At 41.2% G+C, this 15,850-nt stretch carries 6 protein-coding genes; 5 read left to right on the top strand and 1 reads right to left on the bottom strand.

The genetic code is table 11. The features are described from left to right. Positions 1 to 1,029: 1,029 nt before the first annotated feature. Positions 1,030 to 1,644: a response regulator transcription factor gene (locus H4J70_RS18445; protein WP_182251647.1), complete on the top strand. Its 615-nt coding sequence runs from the start codon at positions 1,030 to 1,032 to the stop codon at positions 1,642 to 1,644. Between the two features lie 12 nt (positions 1,645 to 1,656). On the opposite strand, the gene H4J70_RS18440 is transcribed toward H4J70_RS18445, so the two are convergent. Continuing rightward, on the bottom strand, positions 1,657 to 3,393 hold the full coding sequence (locus H4J70_RS18440; RefSeq protein WP_182241852.1) for a HAMP domain-containing sensor histidine kinase: 1,737 nt from the start codon (positions 3,391 to 3,393) through the stop codon (positions 1,657 to 1,659). A gap of 301 nt (positions 3,394 to 3,694) precedes the next feature. Between H4J70_RS18440 and H4J70_RS18435 the strand changes: the two genes are divergently transcribed. Genes H4J70_RS18435 through H4J70_RS18420 form a run of 4 tightly spaced genes read left to right on the top strand, consistent with a single transcriptional unit; the run spans position 3,695 to position 15,841 of the window. Further along, positions 3,695 to 3,844, top strand: coding sequence for a hypothetical protein (locus tag H4J70_RS18435; protein WP_182241851.1), 150 nt, complete (start codon positions 3,695 to 3,697; stop codon positions 3,842 to 3,844). Then, on the top strand, positions 3,841 to 4,824 hold the full coding sequence (locus H4J70_RS18430) for a peptidyl-prolyl cis-trans isomerase (protein ID WP_182251646.1): 984 nt from the start codon (positions 3,841 to 3,843) through the stop codon (positions 4,822 to 4,824). The genes H4J70_RS18435 and H4J70_RS18430 overlap by 4 nt, the downstream gene beginning before the upstream one ends. 53 nt (positions 4,825 to 4,877) lie before the next feature. Then, a complete protein-coding gene (locus H4J70_RS18425) occupies positions 4,878 to 6,719 on the top strand; it encodes a hypothetical protein (RefSeq protein ID WP_182241849.1) in 1,842 nt (613 codons plus the stop codon). An 11-nt stretch (positions 6,720 to 6,730) separates the two neighbouring features. Then, the gene (locus H4J70_RS18420; protein WP_182251645.1) at positions 6,731 to 15,841 is read left to right on the top strand and encodes a hypothetical protein; all 9,111 of its coding nucleotides are present in this window, start codon (positions 6,731 to 6,733) and stop codon (positions 15,839 to 15,841) included. The last annotated feature ends 9 nt before the right edge of the window (positions 15,842 to 15,850 follow it).

Below are 15,850 nucleotides of genomic sequence, written 5' to 3'. Positions count from 1 at the left end.
ACAGCCAACAAAAGTTAAGCAGTGTTGCGAGAAGACTTAACGAAAGACCAAGAAAGACGTTAGAATATGAAACACCAGCAGAGAATTTTAATCTATGTGTTGCATCCATCATTTGAACTCAAGGCACTTACTTGTCGTTAGGATATCTTTTGAAATAGCAATTTTTTAAAGCAAAAATAAAAATTTATACAACGGACTACTCTAAGGTCAGTAGCTGCCACAAAAGAGACCTTTCCTAACACCCTAAATCAGCACCAAAAAGGTCTTCTCTGATACGAAACCGGACGTTAGCCTTGGCTTATCTAGCGACATTTTAATCGATGAAAATCAGCCCTGCGTTAGATAATAGAATTGTTCTAAATTTCATCAGGAATCTATAAAGTCAAAAATTCTAATTTGATTAGAAAATACCAAAGCGGATATTAGATTAATATAATTTTAGGTATTAAATTCTATGGCGCTTCGGGGCACAAAGCGATTTAGGTTATTAACTCTAGTTTAACTGTATTGCAGTGATGTTTATTGTGGTTTTGATTAGGCTAGAAAAATCGCCTGAATTCATTGTAATTCCATGATGATACTCAGCTTTAGTGGTATAAGTTTAAGTTTGTTCGTAGGGGGGAATACCACCAATTCCAATAATAGGTCGCTCATGGTTATAAACCTAACTATCAACTACCTTGAATACAGAAAATGTTTGAACAAGCACTGTTTACTAATTGTTATGTGAATGACCACAGACTTTAGGAGTAAATTTAGGCTCAATTTTTTGCTTGAGGCTCTTTTAACCCAATATCAATTTTGATTATTTAAAACTTTACGTTTCTGGTGCACGTTAAGATACTATTATAAGGTATTAATATTAATCTTATAGTAGTTTACTATAAGATTGCTAAATCTATTTATTCTTTACAATAACTGTTGGTCCAAACTAAGATAGTTACTAACATTATCAATGTTCACATAATCTCTATCCACCTGGTCTGTAGTGGTCGTAAAGAGCTTTCTAGTCAATTTAAGGAATACTAAATGAAGATTCTTGTCGTCGACGACCATGCGCTATTTCGTGAAGGGTTAGTATACGTGCTTAATGGGCTTGAAAATGACCTAACTATTTTAGAAGCGAGTAATTATGATGAAGCGATTATATATTTAAACAGTCATCCGGATCTTGATATGGTTTTGTTGGATCTCTCCATGCCGGATAAAGACGGTTTTGTCCTTTTAAGCTATTGTAGAAAAAATTTCCCACTTGTTTCAGCAGTCGTTTTATCAGCATCGAAACAACAAAGTGACTTAAACCGAGCACTTGATGGTGGCGCTTTAGGTTTTATTCCAAAAGACACAACCAGTAAAGTGATGTTAAATGCACTTCGTTTGATTATTTCAGGTGAAATATACATTCCATCATCGATGACTTTACGAAAAAATAATAATCAGAATACACAGGAAACACTCACTCCTCGACAGCAAGAAGTTGTCAATATGATGATGAAAGGACATTCTAATAAGAAAATAGCGTTAGAAATTGGTATTGCTGAAGCAACGATTAAAATGCATGCCACGTCTATTTTTAAACGTCTTGGCGTAAGTAATAGAACAGAAGCTGCACTTATGATACAAAAACTAGAGCTGTTTAAATAACGCGCGTTTTGGTTATTTTATACTACTTAAAAATGATCTAAGTTTCATCGCTGGAACGGGTTTAAATAACACTAGTAACCCACTGTCTTTTATTTCTATTAATCGTTCTTGCATCATATCACCTGTGATTAATAGCGCAGGGATATCCTTGCCATATTTCTCGTGAAGCGCTTTAATAGCATCAATGCCTGTTCTATTTTCTTTTAACCGGTAATCAGAAATAATAACGTCTGGACTTTGATTGTTTTCTTGAAGTTGGTGTATCGCAACAGTAGTATCGACCGCAGCTATTACCTGATATCCCCAAAGTTCTAGCATACATGTGAGCCCTTCACGGATGCTCTCTTCATCATCAATAACTAGTACGAGTTTATTTGTCGGTTGAATTTGTTCGCATATATTGCTTACTTCGGAATTTGCTTTACTCATCATTACTGCTTGCGTAACAACAATTGAAAAAATTGAACCTTTTCCTATTTCGGAGGTTACTGAAATTTCATGATTAAGTAAGTCGGCAGTTCTTTTAATGATAGATAAACCGAGCCCTAAGCCTTTTTGCCGATCCCTTTCAGGATTACTCACCTGATAAAATTCTTCATAAATTTCTTCAAGTGTCTCTTCAGTCATTCCTATACCTGTGTCTGAGATTCGAATGTAAACTTTCCCGTTACGCGCTTCGCAAATAACTTCCACGCAACCTTCACAGGTATATTTAATGGCATTAGACAAATAATTTCTAAGAATACGTTCAAGTAAATCAGGCTCACTGTGAACGGCTGGATATTCAGTGGGCCATATAAACTCTATATTGTTTTCTTGCGCCTCTCTGGAAAATTCCTTAGTTAACTTGTCAAAGATATCACTCAATGCAAAGTCTTGTTTATTTACTATAACCACACCAGCATCAAGTTGAGATATATCAAGTAACTTGTCAAAAAGATTGGTAAGGGCCGTTACTGATGAATTAATTTGTTCAACAACGCGTTTAACTTTTGGGAACTTGATTGTTTCATCTAGTACCGAGGTAAATAATCCTAATGCATAGAGTGGTTGACGAAGATCATGACTGGCTGCAGCAAGAAACTTAGATTTAGCTTTATTAGCTCGCTCTGCTTCTTCTTTTTGTTCTTTGAGTTGTTCAATAAGAAAGAGGTTTTCAAATCTTAGTGCTAATGTTGCCTTGAAATGTTTATTAATTTTTATGTTAAATAGCGTTAGCACTAAGAAGTATGTAACAGAAATAATGCCCAGGGTATTATGAAATTTATCACCAATGATGAAAAATTGAAGGGTTATTGGCAGTAACGTAGCAGGAATATAAGCAAAGTAGCACGGCAAATAAATACTAAATGTGAAGGCAGAACCTCCTGCCATAACCATTAAACCTCCCAAAAGAAAAATTTGGTATATTTGATTGTCTGCAGGTAAATAAAGAAGGCTAAGCGTCGCCCAAAGTACTCCAGCTAACCCGCTACCTATAATGAGAGATAATGCTAAAGGCCTTAAGTCTTTTGAATCAAATTTATCTTTATAGTTGAAGTACAAGCCAGCTCTAACAGCCACCATAACAAACATTAGCCCTAAACAAATTTTAAGTGAAGTCTGCGAAACGACATCTGAAAAACCATAAGACAGTGCCAAAACAACGACAAAATTAGTAAACAAAATTAAAGGAATAGAACTGTGCATTATTTTAATTTGTTCAGCGTGAATTTTATCTTGAATGTGTTCGTCTTTAACTAATTGCAAAATATTCCCTTTGAGTGTTCTAGGTACCGCGAGTAAATGGTGAATATATTAGTATGTTTATCATGCAGTATTTCAATTGATTCGTCCATCTTACTTCCTAAATTCCAATAAAGTGTAAATATCATGATTTTCAGTTAGATAGGATGTAACTACAGACTTTAGTCTGTGGTAGGTAGACCTATGGGGACTTATACGCTGGTAAGGGCAAGCGTATTATAGGTGCATAAGGCCAATGTGTGCTCGGATAAATAACATAGATTTTTCGCTATAAAGCATCAATCGAATATAACGGACTATTACCATGAAAACTTCAGAAATATCTTCTCCTCCAACGATAAGTTTTCCTTATAAGCCTGACTTCAGTTCAACTAAGTTATGGATGGCCACTTGTGTACTGCTTTCTTCAATGGTTATTAACATTCGAGTGAATGTCTCTTGGGGCAATGTATGAAAGTGCTAGTGATATTGGCATTTTGCTTAGTTGCTCTACTGGCATATTTTTTTCAAGAGCAGCTTGTAGAAAAAGAAATTCTAGTTCTAGATAAAACGCTAGTAGCAAGCATTTCAAATAGAAATATTTCTGTAGTAGATCTCATTGAGCGTCTCAAGTCACGTAGTGGTGGTATACGACAACAGATGGCCAGCGAGCAACAAAAACAACTCGTACTCAATGAAATGATTGCTCGTGAAGTACAAGTAATTGCAGCAATGCGCGCTGGTTATAATACTGACCCTAAAATTATAGCCGCCTTTGAGAACCTTATGGTGGCAAAGCTTAGAAACAATCAACTCGACCAGCTTCTTAATGAAGTCAATGTAACTGACGATGAAATTTCCGCTTATTATCAAGACAACATCGTAAGATACACTACACCTGCAATGACACGTTTTGCCATGATCCAGTTGGCACTATCCCCACAAGCATCGGCAGAAAAATACGCATCGGTAAAAACCACAGCTGAACAGGTGTATAGCTTAGCGAAAACCTTACCTGATTCGATAAATGGTTTTGGCTCTCTAGCGGCGAAATATTCTGATCATCAAGCCTCACGCTACAGTGGTGGTGATGTGGGTTGGTTAACTTCGGGCAAACAAGGGCAATTTGATATTGTTATTGCTACAGCACTCACACAACTCACCCATAAAGCTAAGTTATCGCCATTAGTACAAGGCATTGATGGCTTTTATTTATTAAAACTTATCGATATAAAGCCTGAACATCAAAAATCGCTAGCGCAGGTATCTGGCAATATTAATAACTTAATAGCAAAGAAAAAACGCAAACAGGTTGAATCTGATTGGTTGCTTTCACTGCAAGAGTTGGCAGCACCGCTAGTTATTAATCAACAAGCAATGCAAAGAATTGATCTTTCTAATGCAGCACAGGTACCTAAAAACATGCAAGCATCACCTTTATTACCACAAGGCTAACTGATGCTATATCCAACAATAATAATCCAGACCTTCTTACTCGGAGTCGAATAATGATTAAGTCAATATCACCTTTTGCCAGTATTAGCGTGTCGTTTGCAATATTCTTAAGCAGTATACTTTTCAGTGGCTCATCAATGGCAACTGTCAGCTGTGTAGAAGGCGGGCAATGTACCCAAACCATTGAGCTCGTGCCAGGATGGAATGCTATATATGTACAGGTAGAGCCTGAAGATGGTGGAACTCAGGCGGTATTTGCAGATTTTGTTGATGAAACCGGCCCACAAATAAACAGCGTGTGGACTTGGCTTGAGCAGCGATCAAAAATCGATTTTATTCAAGACCCTGATCCGGAAAATCTATTAAGTGCGGCTGGTTGGTTACGTTATTTTCCGCCGCAAGCACAACAGTCTTTTTTAACTAACCTGTTTGCTATTTCGTCTAACCGTTCTTACTTGGTTAATCTGGCCGGTAGTGCTAACGCGTCCTTGACCATTAGTGGTAAACCCGTAGTGCCGAAAGCAAATTGGGTGGCAGGGTCATTTAATTTAACGGGTTTTCATATTGACCCTACTAACCCGCCTATTTTCTCCGATTTTTTAGCTAACTCATCCGCACATAATGGCCAGCCTATTTACCGTTTAAATAACAACAGCTGGCAGTTGGTTGACCCTTTAACTACACCGATTGAACCTGATGTAGCGTACTGGATTTTCAGTCAAAGCGGCAGTGATTTTACCGGCCCCATGCATATTGATTTACCGCAGCTAAACCGGCTTGAATACGGCTCTACACTAGCGCGCTTAAAACCAATTTTACATAATCGACAGAACGCTGAGCAAGATGTTAAGTTGCACCTTATTGGCGACGCGCTTGGCTTGCGTTACTCCAACGATAACCCAATTGCAGCAGAGCGATGGTTGGCCTTGCCAGCAAGTCTCAGTAAAACCCTTCCTGCCAGTGGCGAACTGCGTTTTCCTTTGGGCGTACGACGCGCCGATTTTACCACTGAAAACTTTAGTCAAACCCTTGAAGTTATTGGTGGTGCGGGTAGTCGTTGGTTAATACCTGTAAGCGCTTCTGCCCCCAAACTCAATTCTTTGTGGATAGGCACAGTAACGATAAACCAAGTTTCGCAGGTGCAGAATTACAAGCACGATTGCGATATTGCTGCCTATCAAGAAATATCCTCTGTGTTAGTAGACGGTGTACCCGTTACCACTACTACAAATATACCGGCCCAAACTTATGCTTTGTGTGTCGATGATAATCGACTACCCATAACAAAAGATGCCGGCAACGTATTAACGCCGGTTGCCGCTGAATTTTCGTTTCGCATTATTATGCATCGCGACGGCACACAAGTGCGCTTACTTAAAGATGTGATTCAAATGCGTAAAAAAAATCTTGATGGCACTGTGGGTGATTACGTTTTACTTACCGATGACTCACTCATAGCCGACTATACCGGCATAGTTTTACGAGATGGCGAAGCCGTTGGTAAACGTGTTAGCACCATGGCCTATGATTTTGGTTTGGATGATTCAGGCACAGAAATCACCAGTATGGGCATGGAAGGGGGCGGCTCGTTAGATACCCATGTAACTTTTCAGCTGAATTTAGCTGCCACAGCGCCAACAAACCCTTTTGGTCATATTTATCATGCTCAGCATGGTAAAAAAACCATAGATGGCCAAGTGGTATCAAGAGCTTATGCCGTGAACCGAAAAATGGAATTTACATTTGAGACTATCGAAAATGGACTCGGTGCAGGCTATGACGCTAAAGGTGGAACTTATAGAGAAGTGGTTGATGGGTTACACAAATTACCCATTATTGCTGCAGGCACCTTTACGCTGCGACACGCCGCTCAAATTGATAAATTGAACCAATAAGGCATCAACCAATGAAAACTATACAACCACATAAAACCAATAATTGGTGCCTAAAGTTAGTTTGGGTATTGCTCATTATTTTTGCATCGATACAAAATAGTATGGCGCAATGGCCAGTGCAATTTGGTGGCGACGGTGATGAAGAAATTATCGACATGGCAGTAGACAGCAATGGCAATATTATTGTTGTCGGCATGTTTGACACCAAAAACTACTTTCCTCTAGGCACTGATGCTAAGTCACTCATTATAGAATCAGCTGGCGGCAAAGATATTTTCGTTGCCTCTTATAACAGTGGCGGTAATGTCAATTGGGTCAGAACAGTCGGCGGCACGGGCGACGATACGGTCAGCTCAGTAGCCGTTGATCATGAAAATGCTATTTATATTAACGGTAATATTGGCTCTGGCGCTGCAACTTTTGGTAACGACAGAGAAACGAGTCTTAGTGTTAATACCGGTTTTACAGGTAAATTTTTTGCTGGCGGAACAAAAGATTGGGCAAAAACCACAACTTATTCTCATTATACTGCACAAAATGATGTTGATTTAGCCTCGTACACAACCACCACTATTAATGCACAACAACAAGAAGAGTTTGCCAGTGGTCTCTTTAGTGGAAAAACAGCAGTCGCAAAGTCATGGAAAGGATATTTCAACGGTATTGATGCTGATGGACTAAGTTCAACAACATACATGATTGAAGGCGGAGATGGAGAGTTGGAATATAGACAAGAAGTGAGCCGAATAGCAGCATCATCGGCGACTGAGGTTTATGTGTTGGGTGTTATTGCTGGTATTGGAAATACTGGAGGCTCATGGTGTGGTACCAATATAGCAAGTGGTGGTGTTTATCCTTATGAGTCGTGGGTATTTGTCTCAAAATACCAAGAAATTAATGGCGTATGGACATGCCAGTGGTTAACACAAGTCGACGATATTCAATATAGAGGCGACATCGTTACCGATATTGAAGGCGACGTATATTATAGCGCTGCTGGCTTAGTCAAACGCTTAGATGGTGGAAGCGGTACTGAAAGTATTTTAGGTGAAGTAGACGACCGTTCGTTATTTACTAAACCTTCGGCTTATACCGTTAGGTACATGGACCATCTTAGTACAGACTTAGGTGGGTTGGCAGTTGATGACGAACAGAACGTTTATATTTCAGGTGCCTATGTTGGCGCACCAATTTTTACCGATCTTGACGAAGCGAAACAATTAAGAGCAGTAACAACACCGTCTTTATTTGTCGCCAAACTGTCGGCAAATGAGAGAAGTGCTGACCCTTTCGGCTGGAAATGGGCAACCACAACTACAACAATTAACGACGAAGAAGACTACATTGCACAAAAAAACGCACGCATTGGGTTAAGCGCCACTGGCAATACTGTATTTGTGGCAGGTTCTACTTCGGGTCGAGAGCGTTTTAATGACAGTGTTGTTGAGCCAAAAGATCGTCAGGTTCTTAGCTTTGATGGCATTGATGATGCTCTGATAATACCATCGGCAGAAACCGAAAGCATTCTCTCTCCTACCGTAGAATTTAGTTTTGCCTTGCGTTTTGGCAACTTAGCTGAATTTCCTCAAGCGCTAATTAGTGATAATGATCCATCGGGCCAAGTATCCGATGCTAACCGCTTCAGCTTGGTGATGGAGTCGCCTACTGAGTTGGTTTTAAACAATTCAGGCGTTACTGGGGATAAACGTTTAATACTTGCATCGCCACTTAATGATGGTAAAACGCACACTTTACGATTTAATTATCAAGCCAGAGCCGGTGAAAATGGTGCTGATATAACGGTTTGGCTTGATGGTGTTCAGCAAGATACTGGTTGGTATAGTTCTTGTCCTGGCAATTGTTTATTTTATGCCGCAAAGTTGTTTTCTTTGGGCTCTCCTGGTGTGTTAGTGGGTACTCATTATTTTAAAGGTACGCTTGAGTCGTTTTCTTTAAATACATTTCCTGTGAACACCTATCCGGACTGTCCCGGCAACACATGTATAAATGGAGAATGGGATTTCACAAGCTCTGCAGAAAATGGCGATATTAGTGATGTAATAGGCAATAACGATATCCTATTAGCAGATCTAAACGCGGCGCAAACACCTTCAATTGGTATTAATACAGACACTGCCCTTAGCTTTGATGGTATTGATAATGTTATTTCAATGCCAATTCCTTATGACACGGTTACACAACAAATACCCGTTTATGAACTTGGTTTTAAAGTATGGTTTGCTGATAATGCCGACGCGTCTTATCCGCAAGTGTTAATGAGTGATAACACCAGATTTCATTTAATTATGGAATCGCCAACCTTGATAACCCTCATTGAAAATCGTGCAGAAAATACCGAGGGCGCATTTAAATTCAAATTAAATTCGCCGCTACAAAGTGGTCAATGGCATACCATTAAAATTAATCGAGCGCTTGAAATATATGGTGATTTTGACAATGCCGTTAGAGCAACAGTTTGGGTCGATGGTGGGCAAATTTATCGTGAAACTAACACCAGTGAATGGTTATATGAATTTGGAGGCATTGAATACAGTGGCTTTGCCGCAAAAACTCTGTTTTTTGGACAAACGAGTAGCACAATAGCAGGGTACACCAATCTAAAACCTTTCAACGGTTATGTTGATGAACTCTATATAAACGCTGAAGTATATTCGTTAGATGCACTACAACTTGCCGATCCAGATGGTCCTGAATATTCACAGGGGCCACTTACCCCAAGTGATTTAAGCCTCAAAGGTTTATGGGAGTTTAATACACCACTAACCAATAGTGTAATTCCCAATTCCGCAAGCTCAGGCACAATGATGGATATTGATATTAGCGGTTTAAGCGCGGCAGAACTTCCTAGCCAAATCATCAATAAATACGATGATCCTCGCGATGGCTATATCTCATTATTAGATGCTGTGTCAGGCTCGTGGTTAATACCGCAAAGCTGGGAAATTGGTGAAGCAATAGCCTTGCCTGATGGAGCATTGCCATTACAACCCGATATTAAAATTGATGGCCAATTAGCTTCCGACTACTCCAGTTACCTATACTGGAGTCCTTCAGAAGGGAAACTATACGTCATTGGTGAAGCACCGGGTATTGTTACAATTGAATGGAAAGTCAGTTCAGATACACAAAATGAAACTAGAGTCACAACGTTAGGCTCGCCAGTTCAAACCAATAAAAATGTACAAACACACGTTGCGGGAACTTCTGTTCTGCTTGAACCTGCAGTAAATAATACAGCGCAACGTTTGGTATTTAGTGGTGTTGTGTATCCAGCAAACTCGAATGATTTAGTGAGTGCGGGTATTCAGGGCAAGGTTTTCAATCGAGCTTCTGTAACGGCAAGTCAGTCTGACTATGTTACCTTGCAATACACAGTTACACCGGAAGGTGAAGCGCCTAATGCACAGCTTCAAGCGTCAGTATTTCAAATCGTTTATACCAAAGACTGGCACGATCCAAGTTTTGACCTTCAGACCGCAGCCGGTAGTTGTGTTATTGGGCAGCCAATAACAGACGATAGGCATAATCTATTGAGCAGTCGCAATGGTCATGTGGTTAATAGTCTTTCTCGCTATGACGGTACCATTCATACAGCAGGCATTGGCCCCATTATACCGGTTAATAAACGTGCCTCTGATGAAATTGACGATTACCTTGGTGTCGTTTGGTATACCGCCAACGATTTTGGACAATATTGGGGCGATACCCCCGCGCAATATAATTGTGCTTGGCCAGAAAATCCTAACAAAATAGTGATTGCGAGCCAACAAGGTTTCGAGCTACTGCCAAATATGAGCAATCCTGTTATTTATCGCCAAAATGACCCTGAGCTAGCCGGTTATAACCCAAACGAAGAGCATGCATTATTTGAAAACGAAAGAGTTTACGCCTTACGCAATGATTTGAATGTAGTGCTTCAAGCAGCAAATTCAGCACAAGGCTCTGATCCTTACGTATTGATAAAATATCAAGACTCAATAGCTGACAATCAATGGGCGTTTGAAGTATTAGCCATTGCAGCAAGTACTAATAACAGACCTTTTAGCCCAATTGATGGCAGTGAACTTTATCGTCAAACTGCCGGCTTATTGTTACAACTGCCACAACCGATGACCCGTATGGCGGTTTGTGAAGAAAATGCAATTACCGTAGATGAATCTACAGCGGCTTGGCAAGATAAAGACGATTTTACCTGGGCAAGAGCCGCAGGTGATGTCACTTTACAATATTACTATCCATTGCAAGGCGGTTTTGATTACGATCTAGATGCCGATGGGTTTCAAGATTTAGAAATAGGTACCTGTATACCTTGGTTAAATAGATTAAACAATAACACCGCTGACTCACCTCCGGTAAATGTTGAATACAGTTTTGAATGGCCAGCATCTGTACCGGTGTTGCAACCGGGTGCCACATTATTCAAACCGAATGGCGAAGTGCCTTGCTCAAATGGCGCCGAGGCTGAAAAAGCATGCTATTTACCCACCATTGACGGCCAAGCTGCCGCACAAATTATTTACGATGAAAGTGTGGAAACAGGTAACGGGCAAGTTGCCGATGCCTTGGTTAAGTTGATGGACCCTTTAAGTGCGCGTAGCGTCGATTTAGAAGAATTAGACGCTACTATTGGCACCTTAAGTCAGCAAGGAAAACTGTTTTTCATCGATCTACCTTTTGTGCTCCGTTCTCGCTTAAGTTATGACAAAATCAATAAACAATTAAGTTTCAAAGGCACGGTTGATTTCCCCTTGTTTGGTGACCCGCACTTACTACCGAACATTATGACAAACAAAGAAAAACAACAAATTTTAGCGCTAAGCATCAACACGCCATTTCAAGACGCAGTAAAGGCCCTATATAACTTAACGCGTAATCCTAATCAACTTGATTTGGTTGCTAACGATGGTGAAGGTGGTGGCTCAGATGGCATACCAGATATTGCCTACTTAATTGGTTTGCAGCCCAAATATTTAGGTAAAGGTATTGATGAAGATGGTGACGGGCTCGCTGACAACTTTGTAGATTTAAACCCTATTAATCAAAAAGATGATCGCTTAGACGACAGTGAATTTAGTTTACCCGGGGGGCAGTTTTTAGCGAGTGCAGTTGACCATACCATAGCAGAGCCACAAGCTATGCTAGGATCTCGTATGGCACTTACAGCTGGCCGCCCAGCTGGCGAAGGCTATGTAACCGTTGTATTTAATAACGACCCTAGTTTAAGTTTACCCATTGAATTAGAAGTTATAAATTTGAGTGCTGATTATGGCGTGTACCAAGGTAATATATGGGTTGTGCCATCAGATAATATTTTTGAAGAAGCATTAACCTTGCGCCATACAGGCGATTTTGCAGGTGATCCTGATGAGATTTCTTTCAATTGGTATTATCAACCGGATACCAGTGGTCAACCTTTTGCACCGCTTAATGCAGATTTCGGCCCTGATAATTCTGGAGACTGGGACTTACTCACGCCAGATTCAGGTCTTGGCGCACTGGATATTACTATTCAAGGTCCCGGTTTATTAACCCTGAGTGATAATTGGTTTATTACCCATTATACCGGTTTACCTATTCGAGATAATGCCACGGTTCCTAGTCCGTGGGCAGGTGACCCAACGCAACCACCCAATGCACCCAAAGCAATGTTAGCCATGGGCTGGATAAAACGGGTTATTGCCGGCTTGAATCCATTTGATCAGCGGGTTAATAATTTCCGCACCGATGAAATTAGTACCTTAAGCAGTATGATAGCCCAAGCAGGCAAACCGTATTCAGGTCCTATTCCCTTTAATCCTGACCCAGATGTTGTCAATGCTGTCGGTATTATTGAAGCGTACCAAACAATATTAGAGCGCGGTAAAGACTTAAGTATTCGTTCTGGTTTCGATGATATTGCGGCGAATACGCAGTTGTTGAATGCTTCAACCCGCATTGCTGACTTATATATGCTGCTAGGTAATGAAGCTTATGCTGATGCGCAAGACCCAACTATTGGTTTTGATACCAGCAGCACTGTTGGCAGCTTAGCGTCTTCAATATTTACCTTTCAAAATCAGTTGGTATCGCCGTTAGAAGAAGAACTAGTATTATTGCGTGGTCGTGATGACAGCCGCGCTGGTGTTGCAGGAGCTCCTGTTAATAACCGCTTGTTTTGGAACTTTACTCAAGGCAGTGGCGAAGTTGCTTATGTACAAAGTTACCGAATTACTGATCAGAACGCCGATGGATTCATTAATGAGACCGATGCCAGCATACTTTATCCGCAAGGGCATGGTGATGCTTGGGGCCATTACTTAACCTCGGTTAAAACGAGATACGATCTATTACAAGAGCCGAATTACACTTGGACACCACGCACTGAGTCAGTAACGATTGGTGGCGCGCCCATTGAAATTGACTACTTAGATGAGCGGAAATTTGCCGGTGCAGCAGCAGCTAAAGCACGCGCGGGTGCTGAAATAGTGAACTTAAGTTATCGTGAAAAATATGTCGAAGCGCCTTCAGGTCAATGGCAAGGTTATAAAGATACCGACCGAGAACGTGCTTGGGGTTTAGACGGTTGGGCACGACGTTCTGGACAAGGGGCTTATTTTGATTGGCTTACTGCCAACGCCATACTCCCTTCACAAGACCCTAATCCCGACAATGAGGGAATTGAAAAAATTGACCGCACAACCGTGGTTGAGTTAGCCCAAATAATTTCGGGTTTCAATTCAATTCAAGCACAAGTTGATAAAGCTGACGCTGGTTTAAATCCTTTAGGTTTAGCCAAAGGAGTGGTGCCATTCGATATCGACCCTAGCTTCTTGCAAGTAAGTTCAGCAGTACAAGGCCAGAATCATTTTGACCAAATTGCCAGTCGTGCTCAAAAGGCATTGGATAACGCCCTAGTCGTTTTTGATCACGCCAGTCAACAAACGCAGTCGCTACGAAACGTGCAAGATGATGTTGATAAATTAACCTCACTGGTAAGTGAACAAGAACGAGGCTTTAAAAACCAATTAATTGAAATATTCGGTTATCCGTATGCGGGTGATATGGGCGGAGGAAAAACCTACCCGTCTGATTACGATGGGCCAGACATTCTTCATTATCAGTATGTTAGTTCTGAGTTATCGGGTAATTTACTGCCAAATGCTGAATTTACAACTTTCTTCTCTCCCATGACATTTGGTACTGAAAATAGCTTTATATTTGACGCAGACTCCCTAAATAATGCATACACTAATGTCGATGCTGGAGCAATATTAGAGGTTAACTTTCCTATTGTAACGGGAGCAGACTGGGACTTTATCGCTCCTGTAGCTTGGGGTAAGCGACGGGCACCGGGGCAATTACAAGTAGCCGTGTCAGATTTGCTTCAATCTCAGGCCAATTTAAAGCGAGCTTTAAAGCGACATGAAAACTTATTATTAGATTTAGAAGCCGCTGTAGATTTGGTGGAAGCGGAATACAACACGGCGGCTGAAACAATTACCGTATTACAAAACCAACAGAATTTATCTGATGATTTAGAATCTGCAATTGGGCTTGCAAGAGCTGTACAGCTCTCTGGGCGAACGGCAGCTAAAGTAGGTGAAGAAATCGGTGAAGCAGTTAAAGAATGCTTTCCAAAAGCAGTTGGATTCTCAGTTGACGCTACTTCCGTTCCTAGATGTACTGCTTTGGCTGGTATAGGTGTAGCGGCAAACGTTCTCGGCTTCGCAGCTGCAGATAATGCTGAGATTGCAGAGCTAGATTTAGAACTCCGTAAAGAAGCAGCTGAACTGCAAGCGGGTATTGAACTGATTTCAAATACAACCAATGTTGAGTTGTTAGCGCGGATAAAAGCACTTGAAAATCTTTGGCGCGAAGAAGCTGTACTTCGATTGGAGCTTTTTACTCAAAGTGAAGTGGTCAATCAGACTCAAGGTCGCTATTTCGCAAAACTGGCTGAGGGTGAACGCTTAATTGAAGAACGTAGGGCATTTCGTATAGCCGCTGCCGGAGATACTCAGCAATATCGTTACCGAGATATGACCTTCCGTATTTTCCGCAACGATGCTTTAGCGAAATATAGAGCGCAGTTCGACTTAGCTGCTCGTTATGTGTATTTAGCAGCTGCAGCTTACGATTATGAAACTAACTTATTGGGTAATGAATCTGGATCGGGTCGTGACTTTCTTGCTGATATTGTGCGTCAGCGCAGTTTAGGGCAGGTGATTAACGGTGTACCTATTGCTGGAACACCTGGCCTAGCCGATGTATTGGCGCGTCTCACTCAGAATTTTGATGTCTATCGAGGTCAGTTAGGGTTCAACAACCCCCAAGTTGAAGACAATCGCTTTTCGCTTCGCAAAGAGCTCTTCAGGCTGGCGGGAAATGACGACGCGTGGAGTAAAACTTTAGAAGAGGCTCGTGTCGCTAACCTTTGGGATATACCTGAATTTAAACGTTATGCGCGCCCGTTCACGGTAGAAAGTGCGGGTGAGCAGCCGGGCTTAGTGATCAGGTTTCCAACAACAGTGACCTTCGGTTTAAACTTTTTTGGCCATCAACTCGGTGGAGGAGATAGTGCTTACGACCCCACTAATTTTGCCACTAAAGTTAGGGCAGTAGGCGCTTGGTTTGAAGGTTATGACGGCGCCGCATTGTCTAATACGCCACGGGTTTATTTAATACCTGTAGGTATGGATGTATTACGTTCGCCCTCAGGGGATGACTTTAAAACCAGAGAATGGCATGTTGTTGACCAAAAACTGCCTGCACCTTTTCCATTAGGCGCTTCAGATTTATCTAATCCTGAGTGGATACCTGCCAATGATTCATTAAGCGATACTTATGGCGATATCCGTCGTATGTCGAGCTTTCGTGCCTATCATGACAGCGGTGAATATGTTCCGTCACAATCGATCAGTGATTCTCGTTTGGTTGGACGATCGGTGTGGAATACCGAATGGATGCTGATTATTCCTGGTGGCACTTTGCAGAATGACTCAGACGAAGGACTAAATCGCTTTATTCACGGGCAATTAACACCCGATGGCGTTAGTCGCGATGGTTCTGGTATTACAGATATTCTTTTACACTTTCAAACCTACGGTTATTCAGGGAATTAAGGCGATGAC

The organism is Colwellia sp. BRX8-9, from assembly GCF_014077245.1.
GTDB lineage: Bacteria > Pseudomonadota > Gammaproteobacteria > Enterobacterales > Alteromonadaceae > Colwellia_A.
Note: the sequence above shows the minus strand (reverse complement) of the source record. Positions and strands in the feature narration are given on the sequence as shown.

Excerpts from the sequence above, each read along its gene's own strand:
- H4J70_RS18425 (WP_182241849.1), top strand. The coding sequence starts at position 4,878 with ATGATTAAGTCAATATCACCTTTTGCCAGTATTAGCGTGTCGTTTGCA.
- H4J70_RS18420 (WP_182251645.1), top strand. The coding sequence starts at position 6,731 with ATGAAAACTATACAACCACATAAAACCAATAATTGGTGCCTAAAGTTA.
- H4J70_RS18445 (WP_182251647.1), top strand. The coding sequence starts at position 1,030 with ATGAAGATTCTTGTCGTCGACGACCATGCGCTATTTCGTGAAGGGTTA.
- H4J70_RS18430 (WP_182251646.1), top strand. The coding sequence starts at position 3,841 with ATGAAAGTGCTAGTGATATTGGCATTTTGCTTAGTTGCTCTACTGGCA.
- H4J70_RS18435 (WP_182241851.1), top strand. The coding sequence starts at position 3,695 with ATGAAAACTTCAGAAATATCTTCTCCTCCAACGATAAGTTTTCCTTAT.